Genomic DNA, 22,579 nt, shown 5'->3' with positions numbered 1-22,579 from the left:
AAGGCAGGGGCCTCGGCGTCTTCAGACCTCGCAGACACCCCGCCGTCCGCCCGCCCGTCAGAGGAGGCGATGGTGGACGAGCCGACCGCGGCGGCACGCCTGCGCACCGTGGGCCGGTTCGCAGGCGTGCTGCGCCACCGGCAACGCGGCGCGGGAGATGAACCTGAACTTCCCTACGCGCAGGTCAGGGGCGTGCCCTCGCATTGCTGCGGTGTGGGGGCGGTGGAAGGTGTAGTGCACGTTCCAGATGGTCGAGGCCTGTGAGCGGTGGTGTTCGCTGGTTCCAGGTGTGGGCGTGGAGGTATTCCTCGGTCAGGATCCGGTGGTAGCGCTCGACCTTGCCGTTGTGGCGTGGGGTGTAGGGGTTGATCCGCTGGTGGCGGGTTCGGGTTGCGTGTAGTGCCCGGGTGAAGTCTGCGGCGTGGTAGCAGGCGCCGTTGTCGGTGATGACGCGGTGGATGCGCATGATGCCGTGGGCGGCGAAGAACGCCCGTGCCCGGTGCCAGAATCCGATCGCGGTGGCGGCTTTCTCATCGGGCAGGGCTTCGGTGTAGGCCAGGCGGGAGTAGCCGTCGACGGCAGAGTGCAGGTCGACGTAGCCGCCGCGGGCTCCGGCGGTCTTGGCGCGGGCTACCAGCCGGGCCTGCTCGCTGTGACGGCCGCGCGCTCGCCGGCCGCCGCCGTCGGGGATGCGGCCGGTCTTTTGGACGTCCACGTGCACCATGTGGCCGGGCCAGCGGGCGATGATCGGCCGTGCGGGGTGGTTGGTCGTCCTGTCGGGTCGCGGCGGCGGTTCAGGCCCAGGTGGGCCAGGTGGCGGCCCACGGTGCGCTCGCTGATCTCGATGCCCTGGCCGACCAGTTCCAGGGCGATGCGGCGGGCCGACCATTTGCGCTCGCGGCGCAGTCGTCCGATCTGCGCGATGACCTCTGGGGTGGCGCTGGGCCGGCCCAGCAGGCTGATCTCGCCGAAGCGGCGGTAGCGGTTGACCCACTTGCTGGCGCACGAGCAGGAGATGCCCATCTCCGGGGCCACGTGCGCGATCGGGCGGGTCTGGCAGCGCTGGACGAGCCGGCGGCGGCCCTCGACGGACAACGGCGCGTTACCGTGAAGCACGGACGGGTCTTTCCGGGGCGGCAGGACGGGTTGGTCGCGCTTCTCATCCTGCCGCCGGAAGACCCGTCTCTTCACTCAAGCCCCAACGTCCACAACGTCATGTCCCACAACAGCTAGCGAGCGCTGGGGCCCCGGCTTGCGGTGCTGGTCGTTCTACTGCCGCGTCTGCGCGGTGGCCGACTTCGGAGCGGCAGGTCCGGTTGACGGATCACACCGTCCACCCGGACACCTGCCGGCGCCCGGCCGCCCAGGCCGGTGCCCAGGGCGTCACCATCGTGGGGGCGCAGGTGGGCGGGGTTGAGGGTGCCACGGCGTTTGGCGACCTGCACTGAGGTCAGCAGCAGTCGGCGCCCGTCGCGGTCCTGGCGTGCGCCTTGTCCGCGGCGGGGGCGGAAGAGGTGTCGGTGGGCTGGGGTGTGCAGCAGGTGGAGTCTTCGGCCTTGTCGAGGGTGTCGGCGTCGCCCTTGACCACGTACACCTCCCAGGGTTCGTTGCCGGGGCCGGTCACCCACACCTTGTCCTGCAGGGCGTAGCAGCAGGCGGTGTCGTTCTCCTCCAGAGTGACCAGGCCCGACTCCTTCAGCCGCTCGGCGGCGTCGGTGACCTGGCCGGAGTCTTCGACCTCCACGCCCAGGTGGTCCAGGCGGGTGGCGTCCTCGTCGGCGCCTTCGATCAGGACGAGCTTGAGCGGCGGCTCGGCGATGGCGAAGTTGGCGTAGCCGGGACGGCGCTTGGCGGGCTCGGCACCGAACAGCCTGGTGTAGAAGGCGACCGAGGCTTCCAGGTCGGGCACCCGCAGGGCGAGCTGGACACGAGACATGAGCTTCCTCCTGTGCATCGACGATCCCACCTCTGATTAGACGAACGTCTAACCAGCAACCGGCCTCAGCTTGCGCCTGCACTTAGATGGATGTCAAATTAGAAGTATGTCGAAGCAGGAGTTGCCGGTCGTGGACGGGCCGGTCGTCATCAACCCCGCCGCCGCGGCCGAGCCCCGCGCCGGGACGGAAGCGTGCTGTTCGCCGCTGGTCTGCGCGCCGTTGGGCCCTGAGGAGGCGGCCGAACTGGCGCCGTTGTTCAAGGCGATCGGCGACCCGGTCCGGTTGCGGCTGCTGTCGCTGATCGCCTGCCACGAGGGCGGCGAGGCGTGCGTGTGCGAGCTCACCGACGCCTTCGACCTGACTCCGCCGACCATCAGCCACCATCTGAAGGTGCTCAAGCAGGCCGGGCTCATCGACTCCGAGCGGCGCGGCACATGGGTGTACTACTGGGTGAACCCGCAGGTGCTGCAGCGCCTGTCGGTGATCCTGGGCCCACGCGTCGCCGCGGTGACGTCCCAGTGAACCGGGCGATGAGCGGGCGGGGGAGCGGTGCCCCCGAGCCGACCGCTGCCGGGGTGATGGCGCGGTTGCCGGCGCTGGACCGGTTCCTGCCGGTGTGGATCGCCGCCACGATGACCGTCGGTCTGCTGGCCGGCCGCGATCCCCGGTTTGGACGAGGCGCTGGACGCGGTGCAGCTCGAGGGGATTTCGCTGCCGATCGCGGCGGGGCTGCTGGTGATGATGTATCCGGTGCTGGCCAAGATCCGCTACGACCGGCTGGACGCCGTCACCTCCGACCGCCGCCTCCTGGTCCCGTCCCTCGCCCTGAACTGGATGGTCGGTCCCGCGTTGATGTTCGCGCTGGCCTGGCTGCTGCTGCCGGAACTGCCGGAGCACCGCACCGGGCTGATCATCGTGGGGCTGGCCCGGTGCATCGCCATGGTGATCATCTGGAACGATCTGGCGTGCGGCGATCGCGAGGCCGCCGCGGTGCTGGTGGCGCTGAACTCGGTGTTCCAGGTGGTGGCGTTCGGTGTGCTCGGCTGGTTCTACCTGGACGTGCTGCCGGGCCGGCTCGGCCTGGACCAGACCAGCCTGGACGTGTCGGCCTGGGACATCGCCCGCAGCGTCCTGGTGTTCCTCGGCGTCCCACTGGTCGCCGGATACCTGACCCGCCGCCTGGGCGAACGCGCCCGCGGCCGCGTCTGGTACGAGGAGCGGTTCCTGCCGCGAATCGGTCCGGCCGCGCTGTACGGGCTGCTGTTCACCATCGTGATCCTCTTCGCCCTGCAGGGCGAGGCGATCACCTCCCGGCCGTGGGACGTGGCGCGCATCGCGCTGCCCCTGCTGGCGTACTTCGCGGTCATATGGTCGGCCTCCTACACACTCGTCCGCCTGGCCGGGCTGGGTTACGAGCGGACCGCGACACTGGCGTTCACCGCCGCCGGTAACAACTTCGAGCTGGCCATCGCGGTCGCCATCGCGACCTTCGGAGTCACCTCCGGTCAGGCCCTGGCCGGTGTCGTCGGCCCGCTGATCGAAGTCCCCGTCCTGGTCGCACTCATCTACGTCTCCCTGGCGCTACGCCGCCGCGCCGCCTCCTCCGTAGCAGAGCATGCCCATGCCCGCACCTGGTGACCGGTGTCCAGATGACGCCTTTCTCTCGTCGTCGTGCAGGAGCTTCGGAGACTGCCGTCTGCCGGACGTGCACGCCACACTCGGTCACGCCGTCATCCGCCGCCACGTGGGGGTGTTCTCACCCGAAACCGTGGAGGCGGTGGTCGCCGATTCCTACGAAGCTGCGCGTGCCGGACCGCCTGTCCGGCCTCAGCCTGCCGGGGTGAACCTGCCAGCCGCCACCGCCCGCGTCCGCACGCATCTGCCGGTGCCGGCCGCCCGGTTCGGTTCCGCGCGCCTACTCCCACGTCCATGCTCGTCCTCAAGGAGAAGCCGTGTCCGATATCCCCGAGGTGCTGTTCGTGTGCGTTCACAATGCCGGACGCTCGCAGATGGCCGCCGCCCTGCTGGACCACCACGCCGCCGGACGGGTCCGCGTCCGCTCCGCCGGATCCGCGCCCGCCGACCAGATCAACCCGGCCGTCACCGCGGTGATGGCCGAACTCGGCCTGGACCTGTCCAAGGAGTTCCCCAAGCCGCTGACCAGCGAGGCCGTGCAGGCCGCCGACGTGGTCATCACCATGGGGTGCGGCGACGCCTGCCCCGTCTTCCCCGGCAAGCGCTACCTGGACTGGCAGTTGCCCGACCCCGCCGGCCGCCCCGCCGAGGAGGTCCGCCCGATCCGCGACGAGATCGATCGCCGCGTCCGCGAACTGCTCGCCGAACTCCTCCCCGCCCACTGACTCACCGCACCCACGAGACCGCACCCCCATCATGGAAACGTTGACGCTCTGGTGGTCGGCGGCGGCCAATCCGGGCTGGCCGCCGCCCACGCCCTGCGCGCCTCCAGGCTGGCCCCGGTCATCGCCGAGGCCTCCGACCGGCCGGTCGGGTCGTGGCCGCGCTACTACGACAGCCTCACCCTGTTCTCCCCGGCCCGCTACAGTGCCCTGCCCGGCCTGCCCTTCGACGGCGACCCCGACCGCTACCCCCGCCGGGACGAGGTCGTGGACTACCTGCAGCGCTACGCCGACCGCCTGGACGCCGACATCCGCACTCGCACCCGGGTGCAGTCCGTCACCGCAGACGGCCCGCACTACATCGCCCACCTGACCGGCGGGTCGCCGACGCCGGCCGCGCTCTGGCCGCCCTGAGGTGCTCGGGCCGTTCTGCCCTCCTCGCCGAGGCCGGCCGACGGCGTATGTGCGGGTGGTGGCCACCCGGGCCTTGAGCGATAACGCCTGTTCGCAGCCTTTTCGATTTAGATGTCATGACCCACGTGCGGCTGTCGCACGCGCGGGAGTTCTGGCATTGGTCCCCCATTGCGGGGGGCGCGTGGGCTACCGGAACCGGCCATGTGCCTTTCGTCGCGATGCGGATCGGCCATACTCGGAGGCCTGACGACCTTCCGGACGTGACGTGATCAATGGCTGTATCAGGCATCCGGTGGGCCACGGGGGCTCGCTCACGGACGGCGCCAGGTCCCTCCGACTACGCCTTGGGGCGTACCGTACTTCGCTTCGTGATAGCGCTGCGGTGTGGGGGAGTGGCGGCGGCGTGCGTCGCCGCCGGCGTCGGTGACGGCACCGGCGTCTCCCGCGGCTGGCAGGTGGCGGCGCTCGGCGGGATGGCGGTGTGGGCGGCGTTCTTCACCGTGGTCACCGTCCGAGGCGGACTGGGGTTGCCACTGGTCGCGGCGGACAGCGCGCTGGTGGCGCTGGTGATGCTCGGGCAGGCGCGGCTCGTCCCCGTCTCGATGGTCGTGCACGAGACGACATGGGCCATCATGCTGGCCAGTACTGCCATCTACGTGGCGCAGCTGGCCCTGCGCCCGGTCGCGGGGCTGCCGCTGGCGGCCGTGGTCATCGCCGCCTACATCGCCGGTGTTCCGGTGGCGACCAGCGAGATCCGGATCCTGTTCGTCCAGGCCGCAGTGGTCAGCGCGATGATGTGGCTGCTGCGCCGCGGCGGGCGGCGCGCCGACGCCATCGTCGCGGACCGGGACCGTGAGCGGCAGCGGGCCATGGTGGAGGCGACCCGCCGGGTGGACGAGCGCCACCACCGTCTGCAGATGCACGACTCGGTGCTGGCCACGCTGACGATGGTCGCGTCCGGTGCCGTCCAGTCCGGCTCGCCTGGTCTGCGTGAGGGCGCGCGGCGGGCGCTGGAGGTCATGGAGGAGTGCTCGGCGCCTCCGCCCGTCGCCGACGCGCCGCTGGCCGACCTCGCGGACGGATTGGAGCGACTGGTCGCACAGGCGCGTCCGGCGGTCTCTGTGGATCTCACTGTCATCGGGGGGCCGTGTATCGATGTTCCTGCGCCGGTTGCCTCGGCGATCATCGGCTCGGCTCGTGAGGCGCTGCGCAATGTGGCGACGCATGCGGGGGTGCGCAAGGCGTCGATCTGCGCAGTACGACGCGGCGACAGCGTGAAGGTGGACGTCGTCGACCGCGGTAGCGGCTTCGATCCCGCCGATGTCCCGGATGCCCGGCGGGGCATCAGGTACTCGATCGTGGAACGCATGGCGATGGTGGGCGGGACAGCCACCGTGCGGTCCCGGCAAGGGGAGGGGACCGTGGTCACGCTGCGGTGGACCCGTGGCTGACAGCTCGCCGGCCGGGCAGTTCGCCGCGCGTTTCCACCGTGCCTTCGACATCGCCACGGTCATCGCGGTCGCTCTCTGGCAGGTCGGGGCCGTCGGCACGGCCCTGCTGGATTTCTGGGACCTGTACCGGTCCCCGGGCCTGGCGGTGGCGGTCTGGGCCACCCAACTGTTGATCATCGCGTGTGGCGCGGTGCTGCTGCTGCGCGGGACGCAGGCGGCCGCGGTGACGTGGTCGCTGGTCGCCGTCGACCTGGCGGCCGGGGTTGCGATGGCCGCCAACTGCCCGGACGGTCAGCAGCTGAGAACCAACTGGGCGTGGACGTCGGTCGGCCTGGTGGGAGTGCTGCTCCTCCTGCACCGGCCGGTGCGGCAGGTGGTCGCCGTGCTCGCGGTGAACGCGGGGATCGTCGTCGTGGCGTTGGCGGCCACGGGAGAGATGAGCCGGCATGCGGTCGCCGGGTTCGTCACCTTGTTGTACGCCTCGGCCAGCATCCAGTTCGCGCTGATCGCCGGGGCGCGGGTGTTCCGGTTCAGCGGCGGCATGGCTGCCGAGGCCGCGGCCGAACAGTGGGAGATGGCGACACGCGCGGCCGTCATCGCCGAGGTCGCCGCGGCGCGGCAGGACCGCTACCGGGAGGCGCGAGGGCTCATCGCGGATGTCCTGCGCGGCCTGGCCGACGGCACCGTCGACCCCGCGGACGCGCAGGTCCGGCACCGGTGCGCCACGGCGGAGGCCATGCTCCGGCAGGTGCTGGCCGAGCAGGACGACGTCCCCGACCCGCTGCTGCGCCTCCTGCGTCCCGGCATCGACGAGGCAATGCGCCGCGGCGTCGTCATCGAGATGGCCCAGGTGGGCAGGACGCCGCCGATGAGCGAGGAGGTCGCCGTGGCGCTCGCCGAGGTCCCGCTGGCCGTGCTGACCGGCGCCGGCGAGGCCGCCCGCGTCACCGTGGTCTCCGCAGGGACCGGGCAGGTGAGCGTCTCAGTGCTCGTCGACGGTGACGCCGCCGTCCCTGAACCCGCCGCGGTGGAGGGCGTCACCGTCACCTGTGACCGCGACGGAGACCTGCTCTGGGTGGAGGCCCAATGGGACGGCCCGTGACGATCGCCGTCATCGACGACCAGGACGCCGTACTCTCCGGCTACATGCACGGCGCTGAGGCGCTGTGCGTCACCGTCAGCCGACGCGCCCGCGCATGTCTCTCCGTCGGCTCCGTCACCGAGTCCACACCCGCGGACCTGCGGACGCTCGCCGAAACCGAGGCCCGCCGCCTCTACCGATCGCGCCCGCGGACACCGTCTGGACGGCTACTTCGCCCTGAGCGCCACCGACGACTACCTCACCGCCCCTGCATGAATCGTCGAGACCGGCACTGTCGACTTCCAGGACCGCTGTGTTGCGGTTGTCTCCGCCGCCTTCCGGTCGTCCCCCTACCTCACCGAAATTCCCATCGCGCCGACCTGGGAAGTCGTGCCGTCAGGAGCTGCGGCTTTGCTGGCCGGGGTCCGGCCCTGTGTGTCGTGGTGCGGTGGGGCGCCGTCGTAGCCGGTGGCGGGTGACCGCACTGGAGCAGCTCGCCGACCGGTACGTGACCGAGTTCGCCGCCCTGGACCCGTGCCGGGCGGCGCTGGTTCATGTGCGCGGGCTCACCCTGGTGAGCCTGTCCCGGATTGAAACCCTGCCTTGAGCAGCAGGTCAGCCAGTGGGTTGATCATCTCGTGCAGGGGAGCGGAACAGCTCGTCCAGGTGATGGGTGAGCACGGCCAGGGCCGCCTCGCCGTCGCGCTGGCCGCCCAGAACGCTCTGCCCGAGTCCGTTCACCAGCGCCAGCAGTCCGGCCGCCGTCATCTCGGGGTTCTTGGCAGGGTCGATCTGGCCCGCCTGTTGGGCGGCGCGGATCTGCTTGCCGAGGAAGGACTCCAGGCCGTCGGGCTGGGCGGTGGCATGCCTGGCCAGCAGGGCAGGGTCGTTGAGGACCAGCGTGTAGTACGCGGCGTAGGTCCTGGTGATCCGGCGGCTTTCCGGATCGGTCGGCAGGACGCACGACAGGATCGCCGTCACGATGTCACGCGGTGTGGGCGAGGGACCCGCCGCGCCGATCCACTCCAGCATCCGGGCCTGGAGTTGGGCGCCGAGCCGGTCCAGCGCGTCCAGGAGAAGTGCCTCCTTGGTGGTGAAGTAGTACTGCACCAGCCGCAGGGAGACGCCTGCCTCGGCGGCGACCGCCCGCATGCTGGCCGACTGCAGGCCCCGGGTGTCGGCGATCCGCAACAACGCCTCGGCGATCTGCTTCCTGCGCTCCTCGTGATCCACCCGTGCGGGCACGGCGCATCACCTCCCTTTCGTGATACAGGTGTACCGTGATACAGACGTATCATGAAACTCGGTGCATTCAAGGACGCCAGAAGCAGGGACCGTTTCCACACCGCCTATGAACAGACGCTGGCGGAGTTGTGGCCGGGAGCCCGGGAGACGCTCGATGTCCCCACCGCCTTCGGGACTACCCGCGCCTACCGCGCCGGACCGCCCGGCGACCGGCCGATCGTGCTGCTGTCGGGAGCCGGCGGGAACGCCCTGATGTGGCACCGATACATCGACGCGCTGAGCCGACGGCACCAGGTCATCGCCGTGGACACCGTCGGCGAGCCCGGCGCCAGCGTGCAGACCGCTCCAATCGGCGACGGCCGAGACGGCGCGGCCTGGCTGGAGGAACTCCTGAGCGCGCTGGAGGTGGCGGAGGCCCATCTGGTCGGCTGCTCCTACGGCGGCTGGCTGGCCCTCCAGCACCAGATCCACCACCCCGGTCGAACCGCGTCCCTGACCCTGGTGGACCCCGCCGGTTTCGCCGACCCCGGATGGCGGTTCTTCACCTGGGCGATCGGCGGTGGACTCGCCGGGACCGCGCCACGTCCGCTGCGCCCCTTCCTGGCACGGCTGGTCGCCAACAGCACGATCCTCGAGACCGAGCTGATGCGCATGATGCGGTCGACGATGAGCTTCCGCCGTGGGCTCCCGCCGGCCCAGGTCTTCACCGACGAAGAACTCCGGCGCGTGCACGCGCCCTCGCTGTTCCTCCTCGGTGCACGCAGCGCCCTGCACGACTCCCGCCGGGTCGCCGACCGCCTCGCCCAGCTCATACCCGCCGCCCGGGTGGAGATCGTGCCCGGCGCGGGTCACGCGCTGCCGACGGACCGGCCAGAGCTGGTCACCGACCGCATCCTGAAGATGGCCGGGCAGCAGAAAACCCCCTGACGGACCAGACAGACACCGTCATGACCAGGTCCCGGTGCCGTAGCAGGCAACGTTCGTCCCGCCCACCCGACCACGCGTCCCATACTCTGGACGGATCTTCTCATTATATGGTCTGACCGTTACGATCCCGGCGGGTCGGGTTGTGGCAGGAGGGGCAAAGGCGATGGTCGAGGCTGTGGCGCTTTCGACGCCCTGGCAGGTCAGGTTCCGGGCCGGCGACAACGAGGGCCTGGCCGACACGCTCAAAGAGGGCATGGGTGGCTCGGTGGGGATGCGGCCGCATGAACTACTGGAGGCGGCGTTGGCCACGTGCATGACCATCTCTGCGCGGATGGCGCTGGCCGACCTGGGGTTCACCAATGCCGAGGTGAGCGTGCAGGTGCACTTGGAGCGCGAGGACTCGGCAACGCGGTTCCGGTACGAGCTCGTCCTCGACCCGGCGCTTGAGGCTCACCGGCCCGCGGTCATGAAGCGCATCGCATGCTCGCCGGTCCGCTCCACGCTGAGCAAGCAGCTTGTGTTCGAACCGGCCTGACGGAGAGGTACAGGCAACGTGGGCCTTGCTGATGAGCTCACGGAGGCGTTCGCGTCGGGCCTGCAGCACCTGGACCACGCCTGCCGCACCACCCTGCCACGCGGTTCGTGGCGGTGCTGCACTGGGACCAGGCGTGGGCGACGAACTCCACACGGTCGGCCAGCAGCCGGGTCACCTGCCCGACCAGCGGCCCGCCCGCTGCCAGGCCCTCGATCGTCGGCGGCGTGCTTCTTCCGCCAGATTTAGCGGCGGATCACGCCAGCCTGCTTTTGCGACTGGCGTGGCCGGCGCCGTCCAGCGAAGTAGCTGAGGGCGGTGAATTGGGCCTCGATGTGACCCGGCCACGAGCTGTTGGATGGCGTGCAGGCCAGTTCGACGTTGTTGGCCGCGGCCCAGTCGCGACCCAGGTGTCCTTGTTCGTGGTCAGGCGCGGTGAGAAGTTGCCGCGCACGATCGCGATGCGGATCTTCGGCGGGTAGAGGCTGCGCATGTAGCGGCAGAACTCCAGGAATCTCGTTGCGGTTTTTGTCGGGTTGATGTGGCCATACAGCTTGCCGTTGCCCAGGCGGTAGGCGGCGAACAGTGCCTGCACCACTTGGTCCTCGACAACGAGACCGACAACGAGACGGGTGGCAAGGCCAGCGGTGACACCGGGCAGCCCGTCGGCACGACCGCCGACGCGGGTGCGGGCTCGGCCGCAGCGTGATCGCGCAGCACGCCCCGCATGACCCGGATATGGGTAAGCTGCGCTTTCTTCGCTGACCGCCCGCGTAGGGACACAGCTTCTGGAAGGGGCAGGGCCCCCGGGTGCCTAGAGGCGCATGAGTCCACCGTCTGAGGGCGCTGCGACTTCGGTCGCACACGGGACATGCCTCGGATTGCGACTCCGGTTGCATGCGACGGCGACCCGGGATCGATGTGGCATCGCGTGCCCCGCCCTGACGATGGCCGGGTGACCGAGATCATTACGGGGCTGTACATGTCCCCCCTGGAATTCCTTGCCTTGGTAGGTGCCGTCGCGCTGGTGGTGGCGCGCTGGCTTCCCGCCTCGGCCCGCCCACGCGTCACGATCGCGGCGGGGGTGGTTCTTGTGCTGTCTGTGATCGTGCTGAGTGTGGTGGGGATCCGCTGGCAGATGCTGCCGGTATTGGCAGGCTCTGCCGTCGCGTTGCCGTTCGCTCTTTCTCCCCTGTTGCGACGGCGTACCGGCCGGCCAGTGTGGCGGGCCCGATGGTGGCTGGCGTTGCCTGGGTCGGCGGCCTGCGTCGGCCTGATTGCCACGGGCCCGGTGGCCGCCTGGGCGTTTCCTGTACCCGTGTTCCCCGAGCCGTCGGGAGGTTTCGCGGTCGGCACTCGAGTGGTGCAGTGGACCGACCCACTCCGCCCCGAGACCTTCACCGCCGATCCGCACGACCGGCGCACGGTCGTGGTCCAGCTCTGGTACCCCGCGCAGAAGAGCCCCGCCGGCACGCAGCGCGCCCAGTACCTCGGACGCACGGAGGACGAGGCGCGCACCGTTTCCGACGCCCTCGCCCGCGCGGTCGGCCTGCCCGGCTTCCTGGTCGACGGCGTCCCACATGCCCACACTCATTCGGTCGTCAACGCCCCGGTGGCCGACAGAGGCGGACGGTTCCCGGTCGTGCTGTTCTCTCCCGGATCGAGCGGAGTGCGCACCCAGAACACCGCCTGGGCGGAGGAACTGGCCAGCCACGGCTATGTGGTTGCCGCCCTCGACCACCCGTACGACTCCGCCGCCGTCGTCCTCGCCGACGGCCGAACGATTCACGCCAAAATCGCCTCCACCGGTGACCGGGACAAGGATGACGAGCTGGCGGTTGGCTGGACGGCTGTTCGGGCCGCCGACCTCAGCTTCGTCCTCACCCAGCTGGACCGTCTAGGCCGAGGTGAGATCGCCGGCCCGCTGACCGGACGCCTGGACACCAGGCGAGTAGCGGTCACCGGCCACTCCATGGGTGGTGCTGCCGCCCTGCAGGCAGCCCGGCAGGACCCCAGGTTCGACGCCGTCATCGATCTCGACGGCTACCCGCACGGCCCCACCTCACCCTCCCTCCACCAGCCGACGCTCGCGCTCACCCAGGCCATCACCCCCGAAACCGACCCACGCTACATACCCCGCCTCACCAAGGCCCTCAAGCTCAACACCACGACGAGCTACCGGCTCACCATCCCCGGCGCCGCACACCTCACCTTCATGGACGGCCCCCTGTACCTGCCGCCTGTGCCCTCGCTGGTCGGCTCCCTGGGGCGCACCGAGAGCCCGCACGTCGTCGCCGCAACCACGCTCGCCTTCCTGGACGTCACCCTGCGGCACAAACCCGGCGACCTGGCTGACGTTCTCTCGGCTTACGGCGTCCTCAGCGTCTATCCACCGGGCAGCAGCCGCTGACCGGCTTCGCCGCGGCAGCCGACGGCCCGCGAGGCGGCACCGGCCATCACACCCTGGTGTCGCCCAGCCCATCACCCCAGTCCAGATGCGTGATCAGCTGCTTGAAGTGCGACCAGGCCGGACTCTGCGAGGACTTCTTCAGCCGGTTGTACTGCGGGGTGCCATCCGAGTCGCGTTCCTCCAGCAGCCGCAGCAGTCCCGCCCGCTCGACCCGGTTGTGGATACCGGTGCAGATCGACGTGTTCACCTCCTTACGGACCGTCGAGCCATCGCGTCGAGAGGGGAGAACGCTGGCAGTTCCAGCCCGGCGCCTACGACCCTCTCCAACGCGATGTTGATCAGATCAGCCGGACGGTTCTTCGCCGCGGCCTCCTTGCGGATCGATCCCTCCGCGATCCGGCAGGCCTCGGCCTGGTCAAAAGTCGCCCCCACCCGGCGGCGCACCTCCGTACGCTGCCGCTCTATCGTCCAGCCCGTCGCCCACAGCGGCATGGTCCCTTCCGGCAGTTCCACCGCGCGGCGGACGAAGTCGACCACCATCTCCGGGTATTCGTCCCGGCCCATCCGCTGATAGGACTTCAACGCCAGCAGCAGCGGGAGTTGGTGGCCGCCGGAATCCATCCGCTCAGCCGCCCACGCCGCCTCCTCCCGGGTCGGCGCGAAGAACAGATGGTCATGCGCGATGATCAGCCGCTTGAACTGCGGATACGCGGTCCGTTCGATCGAGGTCACAACCCACCCCGGCCCAGACGATGGTCAACATCACCACCGACGACACTGAGCTGAATGGGTGACGGCCTACGGCAGTCGCACCCAAGAACAACTGCTGACGGGGCTCACCTCGGCGTCACCCCTGGCCGGGCTCGGTGTGGCCACGTTCGCGGGCACCGGCCAGGCCAGGAGATCGCTATTCGTCGTGCTGGGCCGGACGGGACAAGTACGAGGAGTGCCGGTGCAGGACGCTCAGCAGCGCACGTGTTACCGCCTTGTCGCTGTACTTCACACCGTGCGGCTCGTTCGGGGGCCGCCCAGTCCCCACGAGACGATTTTGGTGGGGGTGATCCGGATGATCTCTCGGGAAAAGCCGGGCATGGGCGGCTCCTGGTCGGTCAGCGCCGCCGCCGTGCCCCGGATCTCGATGCCCCGGGGCGCCCACGGATCGACCGTCGCCAGGTCGTCCACGACGAACGCGACCGTGCTGCCCTGCTGGACGTTCCGGAACTTCTTCGACCTGCCCAGGGCACCTCCGCCGATGACGATCGTGCCCGCGGCGGCGTCGAGGAAGAAGTTGGTCGGGTTGTTCTGCACCTTTCCGTCGGGTGAGACGGTGGCCAGCCGTCCGATGTGCTGTGTGGCCAGGTAGTCGAGTTCGGCTTGGGTGAAGGTCATACGTGCGGTCCTTGTGGCTCGGTGTGGTGATTGGTGCGACAAGCTTGCTGCGTCGCCTCAATCACTCGTTTTCGGGTGGCTGGTCAAGGCTGATCGGAGGCTGGGCCCGGGGATCCGTTCGATGGCGCGGCCTAGACGCCGCGTCCGCCGTGCTCCATGCCGGTTGCGCGGAGGCGGGGCGCCTCAGATCTGGATGTCGGCGATGGTGGAGAGCGGCGTGTTGAGGATGCCGTCGAACGAGTCCAGGACGGGGGTGTGCAAATAGGTGCTTTGCATCCGGATGCGGTCGGGACCGACGCCGCCAGGGGTCTCGCGGCGTGCCCGGCGGAGATCGGCGATGCCGAGCCCGAGGTCGGCGTCGGCGAAGGCGGCTTCGACGCTTCCGGGCTCGGGCGGCCCCAGCGTGGTGTCGTCGATGGTGAAACCGAAGGGCGTTTCCTCGTCGCGGCGCATCTCGGCCGTGTGTCCGGTGATGCTCGTCAGGCCGAGGGCGAAGTATTCGTCGCCGAGGGCGCTGTGGAGGTATTGGCCCATCGGGAACCCTGTGAGGTGGCCGTTGAAGGCGATCGGTGATTTCTGGATGTGGGCGTTGTGCGCTGCCAGCACGATGCGGGTGCCGGGTTCGAAGCGCTCCAGGTGCCACAGGACCGACCCGGCCATGTAGACGTCCCGGGCCGAGGTGTCGGCGGTCAAGCCGCTTCCTGCGAACAGGGCGGCCATGGCGCGGAAGCTGTAGTCGGCGTGGCAGGCGCCTTCAAGACGCCGCAAGGCGATGTCGTAGCTGTGCTGATCGCCGCGGGAGACGTACAGCGGTTCGACGGAGCGGAACCGGATGAGCAGGCGCGTCAGGGTCGCGCTGAGGGCGTCCTGTTCGGTGGCGTCCAGGCGCGCCCACGCGGGCGCGGCCACGGCCCCGGAGCCGCCGGCGAACGATTCGGCGATCCGCATCGCCTCCTGGACCGCCGGCAGGGTTTCGGGATCGATCTGGCGCAGGTAGTCGGCGACCGGGGCCAGAGCGGGGAGCAGGGATCCACCGGCCGCCGGGATGTCGATGCCGGCGAAACGCACCGGTTGCGTGGCCGTGCGGTTGTGCCGGCGGATCCAGCGCAGCGGCTCCGCGACTCCCACGGGGATCGTCGCGGCGAGGTGCGCCGACAGATCGTCGTCCGTGCCTTCCCCTTGGGCCCAGGCATCGAGGGGGAAGCCTTCGCTGAAGCCGTATTCGAAGGCCAGGACGCTGAAACCGCAGCGTTCCACCAGGAACCGTAGGACTCGCTGGCGCAGGAGCGAGAACTCGTCGATGAAGTGGGAGTGCTCGCCGATCGCGACGACGCGCGCGGTGCCGATGATGTCGCGCAGCGGCTCCAGGTCATCGAGAGGCGCCGCCGGGTCGAGGTGGGTGAGCGGGACGGCATGGCCGCGAAGCCAGCCGGCGAACGGGTCGTGGTGGGAGGAAGCAGGCATGCTGATCGCTCGATTCTGTAGTGCTGGAACGTGAGTGGATCACTGGTCCGGGGGCGTGGGCGCCGCGTTCTCCAGGTCGTCGATGCCGCCGGACATGATCGTGCGGACGTGCTCGGTGATGTGCTGGAGCGGCCAGTCCCACCAGGCCAGTGCGAGGAGGCGGTCGACGTCCGCGTCGCTGTAGCGGCGGCGGATGAGCCGGGCGGGGTTGCCGCCGACGATGCCGTAGTCGGGGACGTCGTCGACGACGACGGAACCGGAGGCGACGATCGCTCCGTGGCCGATGCGGACGCCGGGCATCACCATGGACCGGTAGCCGAGCCAGACGTCGTGGCCCACCACGGTGTCGCCGCGTCCGGGCAGGCCACTGATCAGGTCGAAGTGCTCGGCCCAGGAACCGCCCATGATCGGGAAGGGGAACGTCGAAGGGCCGTCCATGCGGTGGTTGGCGCCGTTCATGATGAACCGCACGCCCTCGCCCAGCGCGCAGAACTTCCCGATGACCAGTTTCTCCGGCCCGTAGTGGTACAGCACGTTGCGGGTCTCGAACGCGGTCGGATCGTCCGGATCGTCGTAGTAGGTGAACTCTCCGACCTCGATCAGCGGGGAAGTGATCAGCGGTTTCAGCAGCACCACCCGCGGCTGCTCGGGCATCGGATGCACCACGGTCGGGTCGGCGGGCACAGCAGGCATCAGCGATCGTTTCCTTCCTGCAAGGGGTGTTGGCGGGCTTGGGGCGTCAGGCGTTGGCGGCGGACGCCGATGTCGGTTGCATGGCCAGGTGGGCGCCCTTCCAGCGCCGGCGCAGCCGGCGATCGTGGCTGACGACGACGAGGGCGCCCTCGTAGCCGGCCAGGGCGGCTTCCAGTTCCTCGACCAGGGCGGGCGACAGATGGTTGGTGGGTTCGTCGAGCAACAGGACCTCGGACGGCTCGCTGAGCATCCGCGCCAGGGCGAGCCGTTGCCGCTGCCCGGTCGACAGCCGGCCGACCGGCACCGAGAGCCGGTCGCGGTCGAACAGGCCGAGGGACAGCAGCCGTTCGGCGTGCTCGTCGGCCTCACCGGTCCGGCCGCGGGCGAAGGCGGCCAGCAGGGTCTCGTCCGGGTTCCCGGGCTGCGGCTCCTGGGGAAGGTAGCCGATCCTGCCACGGCGGGTGATGTTCCCGCTGTCGGGGGTGAGTTCTCCGGCCAGGACGCGCAGCAGGGTGCTCTTGCCCGCCCCGTTCGGCCCCGTGATCAGCAGCCGGTCGCCCGCCGTCACGGTGAGGCTCGTGCGGTCGAGCCGGCCGACGACGGCGATGTCAGCGGCGTCGAGCACCACGCCCTGCAGGCGGCGGGCCCGCAGGACGGGGGTGAAGCGCAGAGGCTCCGGCGGGGGCGGGACCGGGTCGGCAAGGAGGCGGCGTAGCCGTTCCTCGGCGTTGCGCACCCGGCTGGCCAGCGATTGCTGCACCCGGCCGCCCGCCCGGTCGTAGGCCATCTTGTTGCGGTCCTTCATCTCCCGGCCGGGCGCCACCTGCCGGGCGGTGGTCGCGGCGGCCTCGCGGAGCCGGTCGATGTCGGCCCGCCACTGCTCGTGCGCCTGGGCCCAGCGCTGCCGGGCAGCCGCCTTCTCGGCGAGGTAGCCGGCGTAGCCGTTGCCGTACCGGACGACGCGGCGCCGGTCGGCGTCCACCTCCAGCAGGCCGGTGGCGACGCGTTCGAGGAAGTCCCGGTCGTGGGAGACCGCCACCGTGGTGCCCCGCCGGGCGCACAGGTGCTCCTCCAGCCAGCTCAGGGCGCTGTCGTCGAGATGGTTGGTCGGCTCGTCCAGCAGCAGCACCTCCGGCGCGGCCGCCAGGACGGCCGCCAGCCGCAACCTGACCTGCTCTCCGCCGGACAGCCCGCCCACGGTGCGGTCGCGGTCGACGAGGCCCAGGCCGAGTCCGTGCAGGGCGCGTTCCACACGGGCGTCGGCGTCGTAGCCGCCGCGCAGCTCGAAGACCGTCATCAGGTCGCCGTACTCGGCCATGCCCGACTCGTCGCCGTCGGCCATCGCCGCCTCCAGGCGGCGCATCCGCTCCTCGATGGCGCGCAGGTCGCTCAGGGCCCGGTCGATGACGTGCTGGACGGTCGCGTCCGGCGGCAGCCGCTCGTCCTGGGCGAGATAACCGACGCCGCCGGCGGCCTGGACGACGATCTCGCCCTGGTCGGGCCGTTCGCGCCCGGCGAGCAGGCGCAGCAAGGTGGTCTTGCCGGACCCGTTCTCACCGACGATCCCGGTGCGCTCACCCGCGGCGATCGAGCAGGTCACCGAGTCGAGGACGACCCTGCCGTTGAAGGACTTGCTGACGCCGAGCGCCGTGATCTGTGTGGGCATGCGTGCACTCCAAAGCATTCGAGAACGGGGCGGCCGTCAGGGGCCGCGCGGCCGGGTGAACGCTTCGGAAGAGCATCGATGACTCCACTAGTGCGACAAGTGCTGCATTAAGATGCTGTCATAACGCCGCCCCACTGAGCAAACGGATTCACCAGCGATGACTTCCGCAGTCCCCGAACCGGAGGGCACCCGGCCGCCAGCACCGCTCCGGCGCCGCCCCGGTGGCCGTACCGCCCGTATCCGTACGCAGGTGCTCGACGCGGTCCTCGCGGAACTCGGAGAGCGCGGTTATGACGGGCTCACCATGGAGGCCGTCGCCGCCCGCGCCGGCGTGCACCGCGCGACGGTCTACCGGCGCTGGGGAGACGTCGGCGGCCTGCTCGCCGACGTCCTGGACGCGGCGGGCGACGACGCCTGGCAGCCTCCGGACACCGGCTCCCTGCAGGGCGACCTGGCGGCGCTGAACCATGAGATCCAGGACGCGCTGACCGCGCAGCCGCCGATCGTGGCGGCTCTGATCGCCGCCTCGTTCCGCTCAGAGAAGGCCGACCACGCCCAGCGGCGGCTCTGGGAGGACCGTTACGCCCGCTGCGAGATCATCGTCGGCCGGGCCGTGCGGCGCGGCGAACTCCCGCCGCACACCGACGCCCGGCGACTGCTCATCGCCGCCACCGCGCCCCTGTACCACCAGTTGGTGCTCCTGCGCACGCCACCCGACCCGGACCTGCCCGACCAGGCGGCCAGAACCGCCGCCCTCGCCGCGTCCGCCGGCGCCTTCGCCCAACCCACGCCGGTCGGCGACACCTGACGGGCCCCCTCCGCCCCACCGCCGAGCCGAACAGCCGCACATGAACGCGGTCCGCAGCGGCGGCTCGGCTCACGGCCCCACGTTTTCCGCCTGCAACCTGCCGCCGACGAACTGCATCGCGGCGTCACTCCCGAGCCCGTCCAGCACACGCGGCTGCACCGAGTCCAGCAGACGGGCACCCCCGGGGGCCGCGTTGACGGCGAACACATCCCGCCAGCGGGCGGCTCATGGTCGACGGGACTCGTCCATCAGCACTCAGTCCGGGATCACCGGAGCGACGCGTCCAACTGACGCATCAGTTCTCCGACCCGCCCACCGCCGGGCGGGGCGAGCGGGTAGCGCCTCAGGACGTCCACCACGACGGGACCAGCAAGAATTCGCAACTGCGCGATGTGGTCGGCTCCGACGGTGCGATCGTCTCCGGCGGAGAGTTCGAACGCTCGTGCGGCATGAGCGGCCGAACCGAGGATGTGCTTGACCTGAGTGGCTTTCGCCAAGGGGTGGAGGAACGCCGCACTGGCCGCGGCCAAGGCCGCACGCGCGGCGTCGCTCGCCGCAGCCTGCCCCGCGTCGCGGGTCTCCTGAGCCGCCCGGTGCGCCGCCCACGCGTTGTCACGCAGCGCCTTGGTCCGCTCGGCGCCATCCGCGAACGCCTGCGCGACGTCGATCGCGGCTCGTGGGCGCCGATCGTCAGGGCGGTCACGTTCGAAGATCGCCAAAGCAGGCCGCGCGCAGGCCACGGCGTAGCCGGTGACCTCGCGGAGTTCGGACTTGCTGAGTTCGATCGCCGTGGAGTCATCCGCCATGGGTCATCCCTCTGCATATAGGGCCGAAGCGAGTTCAACTGTATCGTTGAACTCCCGGTGTAAACTTCGGAGCTCACTTCAGTGCGTAAAGAGGAAACACCTTCAAACCTGCGGTCGGCTGCTACCTGGCCCCCGGCCCAGGAGGCCGCTCCAGAGGGGGACCTAGATCCGCGAGACGAGCCCACGGGCAGGCCGAAGGGCGCGGTGCACCCCCACGCGGCGGTAGTCGCGCAGGAGGTGTGCTCGCCGAGGCTGATGTGGGCGCGAGGCTGGCCAGGTGCGCGTGGCGGGAGTTGGCCTGGAGTTCGGCGGCGGTGCGGCCGGCGGCGGCCGGGTGCTGCAGCGCCGAGTGGCGCAGCTGGTGCAGCGTCCAGCCGCGGCCGTGCGGGTCCAGGCCGGCTGGGGCGGTCTTGAACAGGTACTCGGCCTGCGGATACGACAGCCGGCCGCGGCCGGTCGCCGGGCAGATGTCGGCCGCCGCGGGGGCACGGGCGCCGGAGGCGGGGGCGCGGCGGTCGGCCAGGAACACCGGCCCGGCGGTGCGGCCCTTGAGCAGGCGGGGCAGGAGCCGGGCGTTGCCGGTGGCCATGGAGCGGTCGCCGCGGCGGGCGGGCTTGCGGCGGGTCAGCCGCCGGGCCGGGTTGGTTTCCAGGAGCTCGTGGCGCTGGGCCCAGGTGGTGAAGGAGGTGAGCGCGGACAGGTGCCGGTTCCAGGTTGCGGCCGCCGCGCCGTTCCAGCGGTTCATCACCGCGGCGAAGTCCTCGGGCGTCAGCGTGGCGACCGGGACGCGCCGCCGGCGACGTCGATCAGGCGGCCAGGGTGTCGTCGTAGCCGGCGCGGGTGGTGCCGGTCGGGATCTGGTCTGGGTAGCGGTCGACCGCGGCCGCGAGGGTCGCCGCAGTGGTCGGGCCGGGGCGGCCGGCTCATCCGAGGACTCGGACGGGTGGTTGGTCATTTGTTCCGTCCGCGACAACGGAGAGGAACAGGTCGCCGTCCGCCACCCATAGGTCGACCGGGCGGTTGTGCCAGGCGTTGTGGATGGTCAGCGTCGACGTCTTCCGGCCGGTCCGTGTGTCGACGCGGATGAGTCGGTCATGGGTCAGCGCCCACACACCGGTGCCGTCCACCGCCAGCCCGTTCTCACCCTCAGTGGCAAGGTCATGCGCCGGCTGGCGAAGGCGCGGGAGCTGAGGCTGCCCGAAGGCGACGTGCCGACATTGGAGCAGACGTCATGATCGGGCCAAGGCGGGCAAGGCGCGAGGAAGGAGAGAGCCTGCTTCGTGTGGGCATGCCGGTGACTGGTCAGTCACGGCGTAGGCGTGACCGGTGCCGGGGTGGCTTCAGACCGCCCAGGTTTCCAGGGTGAGCAGATCACGCATCGACACCATGCCGACCAGGCGTCCGTGATCGTCCACCGGCAGGTGCCGGATGCCGGCCTCCAGCATCCGGCGTGCGACCTCACCCGAGTCCTCCCCCAGGGAGGCGGTCTTGATCTGCGTTGAGGCATACGCCGCAACCCTCTCGGAGGCGGGGTCGGCCGACGAGGCCAGAGCCCTCACCAGGTCGCGCTCGGTGATGATCCCGGCGACCCGCTCACCGTCGAGCACGGCCAGGGCGCCGACCTTGTGCTCCTCCATCCGTCGCGCCGCCTCCGCCAGTCGCTCCACCGCCTGGCAGTTGAAGATCATCGGCCGGTAAACGTTGCTGATCAGCATGATCCCTCCCCGCTGAGCTGATCATTTGTCGTCGGACGAGCCCTCTGCCGGTCACGCTTCCGGGACGATCACGACGGCGGACAGCGCCTGGTGGAGCAACGCGTGACCGACGCTGCCCAGAGCCAGCTCCGTGACGCCGTGGCGGTGCGTCGCCCCCACGACGACCAGGGCGGCCTGGTCGGACGCGGCCACCAGCGCCCGCGCCGGGTGCTGATCGACGATGGCTCGTGAAACCCGCACATCCGGATACTTCGACCGCCAGCCCGCCAGCGCCTCGGCCAGCGACGTGTCCTCGTCCACCTTCTCCCGGCCCGCGCCGAACTCGCCGCCGAGCGCGTGGATGGCGCTCAGATGCGCCCCCCGCAGGGAAGCCTCCTCGAAGGCCCAGCCGATCGCACGGGACTCGCGATCCCGTTCGGCGACACCCACGACGACCTCGGCGGGCGCCGTGTCGGCATCGGGAGCACCGTCAGTGATCGCCAGCACGGGGCAGCGGGCGCCCGCCACGAGGCGCAGGGCCACCGACCCGAGCAGGGGACCGCCGAAGTTCTCCAGTCCGCTCGTACCGACGACGACCAGTTCCGCGTGCTCGCTCTCGAACACCAGGGCCCTGCCCGGCTCCTGGGCCAGCAGCCGAATGCGGACCTCCAGCCCCGGTTGCAAACCCAGCGCGTACGCCTTGGCCTCGGTGAGCAGGCGAGTCCGCTCCTCCTCCAGCCCCTCGTAGGCGGCCTCGCTCAATGATCCGTCCCGGTACAGCATCATCGACGCGTGCACCAACTCCAGCGGACGGCCCCGAAGGCTCGCCTCAGTGACCGCCCACGCGACGCACCGCGGTGACGCGGCCGAACCGTCCAGCCCTGCGACAACGGGTGTGTTCATGCGCCATCCCTCACCTCGTCGGCCGCATCCGTCCCTGACCGGAGGCGTGCACTGCGGTGATCGTGCATTGACCGCCCCTCATGGCCAGGGTCCCGTCCAGCGTCAACCCGACGGAAAACCGCAGGTAGGGGCCGCCGCCCCCGGTTCGGGGGACCTTTGGCCCTCCTCCCGTGACCCACGTGACGCTTGGTCAGCAGGCGCGCAAGACGGCTCGTGGAGAGCGCTCGCCGACGCCCTGGCGAGTGTCCTTGGTGTGCCGCCTAACGCTCCTTCGGTGACTTGGGCGGGTAGTGCTCGATGGTGGCGTCGGAGGAGGGGAAGAGCGTGCTCTTGTGGCCGTCGTCCCATCGGACGACATAGGGAGGTCCTCCGTCCCGGCCGTGTACTTCCAGGATCTCGGCTTCGCGGTCCGGTTGGCCCACGTGATGTCCGTGGATCACCAGCCGGTCGCCTTTGCTCGCTTGCATGGTGTCCTCCTGACAATCCCTTCGAACTCCATCGTGGTGTGGGTGATGGGTGGCCACAAGGGGCGAAGGTCTGTAAACGCACAGGTCAGCGGCGATGTAGAGAGGTGTGCGAGGCGGTCTGCCCCGCCCGCGCGGGTCGTGCGCGGCCCATCGCGCGCTGCCGAGTAAAGACGTTGCCCGGTTGGTATCCGCACTGCGGCAGGGCCTGGCCCCGGGCCGATCGCTGGCCTGGACGGACCTGGCGGGCGTGGCCGCCGGTCGACTAGCCGCTGTCGCCGTATTGGGTGAACCCAGCCACTGACGCCTCACCTTGAGGTGGCTTTGTTGCGTCACCG

Annotated in this window: 26 protein-coding genes and 2 pseudogenes; 13 read left to right on the top strand and 15 right to left on the bottom strand. The window is 70.4% G+C overall.

Annotation, left to right across the window (positions count from 1 at the left end; genetic code table 11):
- Positions 1–171 precede the first annotated feature (171 nt).
- Both ABD811_RS13120 and ABD811_RS13115 read right to left on the bottom strand, forming a co-directional pair.
- Positions 172–1,116: pseudogene (locus tag ABD811_RS13120) on the bottom strand (IS481 family transposase); the annotation flags it as partial.
- Between the two features lie 334 nt (positions 1,117–1,450).
- Positions 1,451–1,936 (bottom strand): ArsI/CadI family heavy metal resistance metalloenzyme, encoded by a 486-nt coding sequence (locus ABD811_RS13115; RefSeq protein ID WP_344945956.1) that lies wholly within the window; start codon positions 1,934–1,936, stop codon positions 1,451–1,453.
- A 106-nt stretch (positions 1,937–2,042) separates the two neighbouring features.
- On the opposite strand from ABD811_RS13115, the gene ABD811_RS13110 reads away from it, so the two are divergent.
- From ABD811_RS13110 to ABD811_RS13080, 7 genes and pseudogenes are all read left to right on the top strand, one after another.
- Positions 2,043–2,459, top strand: a complete 417-nt coding sequence (locus ABD811_RS13110; protein ID WP_344945953.1) for an ArsR/SmtB family transcription factor — start codon at positions 2,043–2,045, stop codon at positions 2,457–2,459.
- An 8-nt stretch (positions 2,460–2,467) separates the two neighbouring features.
- Positions 2,468–3,575 (top strand): annotated as a pseudogene (gene arsB / locus ABD811_RS13105) (ACR3 family arsenite efflux transporter).
- A gap of 314 nt (positions 3,576–3,889) precedes the next feature.
- A complete protein-coding gene (locus tag ABD811_RS13100; protein ID WP_344945950.1) occupies positions 3,890–4,297 on the top strand; it encodes an arsenate reductase ArsC in 408 nt (135 codons plus the stop codon).
- Between the two features lie 51 nt (positions 4,298–4,348).
- Positions 4,349–4,708: an NAD(P)-binding domain-containing protein gene (locus ABD811_RS13095; protein ID WP_344945947.1), complete on the top strand. Its 360-nt coding sequence runs from the start codon at positions 4,349–4,351 to the stop codon at positions 4,706–4,708.
- Between the two features lie 368 nt (positions 4,709–5,076).
- On the top strand, positions 5,077–6,159 hold the full coding sequence (locus ABD811_RS13090) for a sensor histidine kinase (protein WP_344945944.1): 1,083 nt from the start codon (positions 5,077–5,079) through the stop codon (positions 6,157–6,159).
- Positions 6,152–7,261, top strand: coding sequence for a hypothetical protein (locus tag ABD811_RS13085; RefSeq protein WP_344945941.1), 1,110 nt, complete (start codon positions 6,152–6,154; stop codon positions 7,259–7,261). Before ABD811_RS13090 ends, ABD811_RS13085 begins: the two co-directional genes overlap by 8 nt.
- Positions 7,262–7,715: 454 nt before the next feature.
- Complete coding sequence (locus ABD811_RS13080) at positions 7,716–7,847, top strand: hypothetical protein (protein ID WP_344945938.1); 132 nt, start codon at positions 7,716–7,718, stop codon at positions 7,845–7,847.
- Positions 7,848–7,855: 8 nt separating this feature from the next.
- Here ABD811_RS13080 and ABD811_RS13075 read toward each other — a convergent pair whose 3' ends face one another.
- A complete protein-coding gene (locus ABD811_RS13075) occupies positions 7,856–8,485 on the bottom strand; it encodes a TetR/AcrR family transcriptional regulator (protein ID WP_344945935.1) in 630 nt (209 codons plus the stop codon).
- 51 nt (positions 8,486–8,536) lie between these two features.
- Here ABD811_RS13075 and ABD811_RS13070 point away from each other — a divergent pair, with 51 nt between their 5' ends.
- A complete protein-coding gene (locus tag ABD811_RS13070; protein ID WP_344945932.1) occupies positions 8,537–9,412 on the top strand; it encodes an alpha/beta fold hydrolase in 876 nt (291 codons plus the stop codon).
- Positions 9,413–9,575: 163 nt separating this feature from the next.
- Complete coding sequence (locus tag ABD811_RS13065; protein WP_344945929.1) at positions 9,576–9,947, top strand: OsmC family protein; 372 nt, start codon at positions 9,576–9,578, stop codon at positions 9,945–9,947.
- 253 nt (positions 9,948–10,200) lie between these two features.
- On the opposite strand, the gene ABD811_RS13060 is transcribed toward ABD811_RS13065, so the two are convergent.
- Complete coding sequence (locus ABD811_RS13060) at positions 10,201–10,539, bottom strand: hypothetical protein (protein WP_344945926.1); 339 nt, start codon at positions 10,537–10,539, stop codon at positions 10,201–10,203.
- A gap of 360 nt (positions 10,540–10,899) precedes the next feature.
- On the opposite strand from ABD811_RS13060, the gene ABD811_RS13055 reads away from it, so the two are divergent.
- Positions 10,900–12,354, top strand: a complete 1,455-nt coding sequence (locus ABD811_RS13055; protein ID WP_344945923.1) for an alpha/beta hydrolase family protein — start codon at positions 10,900–10,902, stop codon at positions 12,352–12,354.
- Between the two features lie 46 nt (positions 12,355–12,400).
- On the opposite strand, the gene ABD811_RS13050 is transcribed toward ABD811_RS13055, so the two are convergent.
- From ABD811_RS13050 to ABD811_RS13035, 4 genes are all read right to left on the bottom strand, one after another.
- Positions 12,401–12,601 carry a hypothetical protein gene (locus ABD811_RS13050; RefSeq protein WP_344945920.1) on the bottom strand — a complete coding sequence of 67 codons (201 nt, stop codon included), beginning with the start codon at positions 12,599–12,601 and terminating at the stop codon, positions 12,401–12,403.
- The gene (locus ABD811_RS13045) at positions 12,598–13,086 is read right to left on the bottom strand and encodes a DUF4158 domain-containing protein (RefSeq protein WP_344945917.1); all 489 of its coding nucleotides are present in this window, start codon (positions 13,084–13,086) and stop codon (positions 12,598–12,600) included. Before ABD811_RS13045 ends, ABD811_RS13050 begins: the two co-directional genes overlap by 4 nt.
- A gap of 267 nt (positions 13,087–13,353) precedes the next feature.
- The gene (locus tag ABD811_RS13040) at positions 13,354–13,743 is read right to left on the bottom strand and encodes a PPOX class F420-dependent oxidoreductase (protein ID WP_344945914.1); all 390 of its coding nucleotides are present in this window, start codon (positions 13,741–13,743) and stop codon (positions 13,354–13,356) included.
- A 183-nt stretch (positions 13,744–13,926) separates the two neighbouring features.
- Entirely contained in the window at positions 13,927–15,000 is a 1,074-nt protein-coding gene (locus ABD811_RS13035) for an erythromycin esterase family protein (RefSeq protein WP_344945911.1), read from the bottom strand.
- A gap of 54 nt (positions 15,001–15,054) precedes the next feature.
- Here ABD811_RS13035 and ABD811_RS13030 point away from each other — a divergent pair, with 54 nt between their 5' ends.
- The gene (locus ABD811_RS13030) at positions 15,055–15,228 is read left to right on the top strand and encodes a hypothetical protein (protein WP_344945909.1); all 174 of its coding nucleotides are present in this window, start codon (positions 15,055–15,057) and stop codon (positions 15,226–15,228) included.
- A gap of 18 nt (positions 15,229–15,246) precedes the next feature.
- Here ABD811_RS13030 and ABD811_RS13025 read toward each other — a convergent pair whose 3' ends face one another.
- Positions 15,247–15,900 carry a CatB-related O-acetyltransferase gene (locus ABD811_RS13025; RefSeq protein WP_344945906.1) on the bottom strand — a complete coding sequence of 218 codons (654 nt, stop codon included), beginning with the start codon at positions 15,898–15,900 and terminating at the stop codon, positions 15,247–15,249.
- A 46-nt stretch (positions 15,901–15,946) separates the two neighbouring features.
- Positions 15,947–17,566, bottom strand: a complete 1,620-nt coding sequence (gene abc-f, locus ABD811_RS13020; RefSeq protein ID WP_344945903.1) for a ribosomal protection-like ABC-F family protein — start codon at positions 17,564–17,566, stop codon at positions 15,947–15,949.
- 250 nt (positions 17,567–17,816) lie between these two features.
- Between abc-f and ABD811_RS13015 the strand changes: the two genes are divergently transcribed.
- Positions 17,817–18,374: a TetR/AcrR family transcriptional regulator gene (locus tag ABD811_RS13015; RefSeq protein WP_344945900.1), complete on the top strand. Its 558-nt coding sequence runs from the start codon at positions 17,817–17,819 to the stop codon at positions 18,372–18,374.
- Between the two features lie 266 nt (positions 18,375–18,640).
- Here ABD811_RS13015 and ABD811_RS13010 read toward each other — a convergent pair whose 3' ends face one another.
- Together ABD811_RS13010 and ABD811_RS13005 are read right to left on the bottom strand one after the other, a co-directional pair.
- Complete coding sequence (locus ABD811_RS13010; RefSeq protein ID WP_344945897.1) at positions 18,641–19,180, bottom strand: putative immunity protein; 540 nt, start codon at positions 19,178–19,180, stop codon at positions 18,641–18,643.
- Positions 19,181–19,301: 121 nt separating this feature from the next.
- Entirely contained in the window at positions 19,302–19,925 is a 624-nt protein-coding gene (locus tag ABD811_RS13005; RefSeq protein WP_344945894.1) for a hypothetical protein, read from the bottom strand.
- Positions 19,926–20,274: 349 nt separating this feature from the next.
- On the opposite strand from ABD811_RS13005, the gene ABD811_RS13000 reads away from it, so the two are divergent.
- Positions 20,275–20,415, top strand: a complete 141-nt coding sequence (locus ABD811_RS13000) for a hypothetical protein (RefSeq protein WP_344945891.1) — start codon at positions 20,275–20,277, stop codon at positions 20,413–20,415.
- A 105-nt stretch (positions 20,416–20,520) separates the two neighbouring features.
- On the opposite strand, the gene ABD811_RS12995 is transcribed toward ABD811_RS13000, so the two are convergent.
- From ABD811_RS12995 to ABD811_RS12985, 3 genes are all read right to left on the bottom strand, one after another.
- Positions 20,521–20,895, bottom strand: coding sequence for a CBS domain-containing protein (locus tag ABD811_RS12995; RefSeq protein ID WP_344945888.1), 375 nt, complete (start codon positions 20,893–20,895; stop codon positions 20,521–20,523).
- 51 nt (positions 20,896–20,946) lie between these two features.
- Complete coding sequence (locus ABD811_RS12990; protein ID WP_344945885.1) at positions 20,947–21,777, bottom strand: universal stress protein; 831 nt, start codon at positions 21,775–21,777, stop codon at positions 20,947–20,949.
- Between the two features lie 260 nt (positions 21,778–22,037).
- A complete protein-coding gene (locus ABD811_RS12985) occupies positions 22,038–22,244 on the bottom strand; it encodes a DUF1918 domain-containing protein (protein WP_344945882.1) in 207 nt (68 codons plus the stop codon).
- Positions 22,245–22,579: the final 335 nt, after the last annotated feature.

It is taken from the genome of Actinomadura miaoliensis (assembly GCF_039536785.1).
GTDB lineage: Bacteria > Actinomycetota > Actinomycetes > Streptosporangiales > Streptosporangiaceae > Spirillospora > Spirillospora miaoliensis.
The sequence above is the reverse complement of the archived record's forward strand: the minus strand, read 5'-3'. Positions and strand labels throughout refer to the sequence as shown.

What these genes read in the sequence shown, in the direction of transcription:
- ABD811_RS12985 (WP_344945882.1), bottom strand. Translation starts at nt 22,244, where the DNA reads ATGCAAGCGAGCAAAGGCGACCGGCTGGTGATCCACGGACATCACGTG.
- ABD811_RS13025 (WP_344945906.1), bottom strand. Translation starts at nt 15,900, where the DNA reads ATGCCTGCTGTGCCCGCCGACCCGACCGTGGTGCATCCGATGCCCGAG.
- ABD811_RS13115 (WP_344945956.1), bottom strand. Translation starts at nt 1,936, where the DNA reads ATGTCTCGTGTCCAGCTCGCCCTGCGGGTGCCCGACCTGGAAGCCTCG.
- ABD811_RS13005 (WP_344945894.1), bottom strand. Translation starts at nt 19,925, where the DNA reads ATGAACCGCTGGAACGGCGCGGCGGCCGCAACCTGGAACCGGCACCTG.
- ABD811_RS13110 (WP_344945953.1), top strand. Translation starts at nt 2,043, where the DNA reads ATGTCGAAGCAGGAGTTGCCGGTCGTGGACGGGCCGGTCGTCATCAAC.
- ABD811_RS12995 (WP_344945888.1), bottom strand. Translation starts at nt 20,895, where the DNA reads ATGCTGATCAGCAACGTTTACCGGCCGATGATCTTCAACTGCCAGGCG.
- ABD811_RS13000 (WP_344945891.1), top strand. Translation starts at nt 20,275, where the DNA reads ATGGGTCAGCGCCCACACACCGGTGCCGTCCACCGCCAGCCCGTTCTC.
- ABD811_RS13065 (WP_344945929.1), top strand. Translation starts at nt 9,576, where the DNA reads ATGGTCGAGGCTGTGGCGCTTTCGACGCCCTGGCAGGTCAGGTTCCGG.
- abc-f (WP_344945903.1), bottom strand. Translation starts at nt 17,566, where the DNA reads ATGCCCACACAGATCACGGCGCTCGGCGTCAGCAAGTCCTTCAACGGC.
- ABD811_RS12990 (WP_344945885.1), bottom strand. Translation starts at nt 21,777, where the DNA reads ATGAACACACCCGTTGTCGCAGGGCTGGACGGTTCGGCCGCGTCACCG.
- ABD811_RS13010 (WP_344945897.1), bottom strand. Translation starts at nt 19,180, where the DNA reads ATGGCGGATGACTCCACGGCGATCGAACTCAGCAAGTCCGAACTCCGC.
- ABD811_RS13040 (WP_344945914.1), bottom strand. Translation starts at nt 13,743, where the DNA reads ATGACCTTCACCCAAGCCGAACTCGACTACCTGGCCACACAGCACATC.
- ABD811_RS13070 (WP_344945932.1), top strand. Translation starts at nt 8,537, where the DNA reads ATGAAACTCGGTGCATTCAAGGACGCCAGAAGCAGGGACCGTTTCCAC.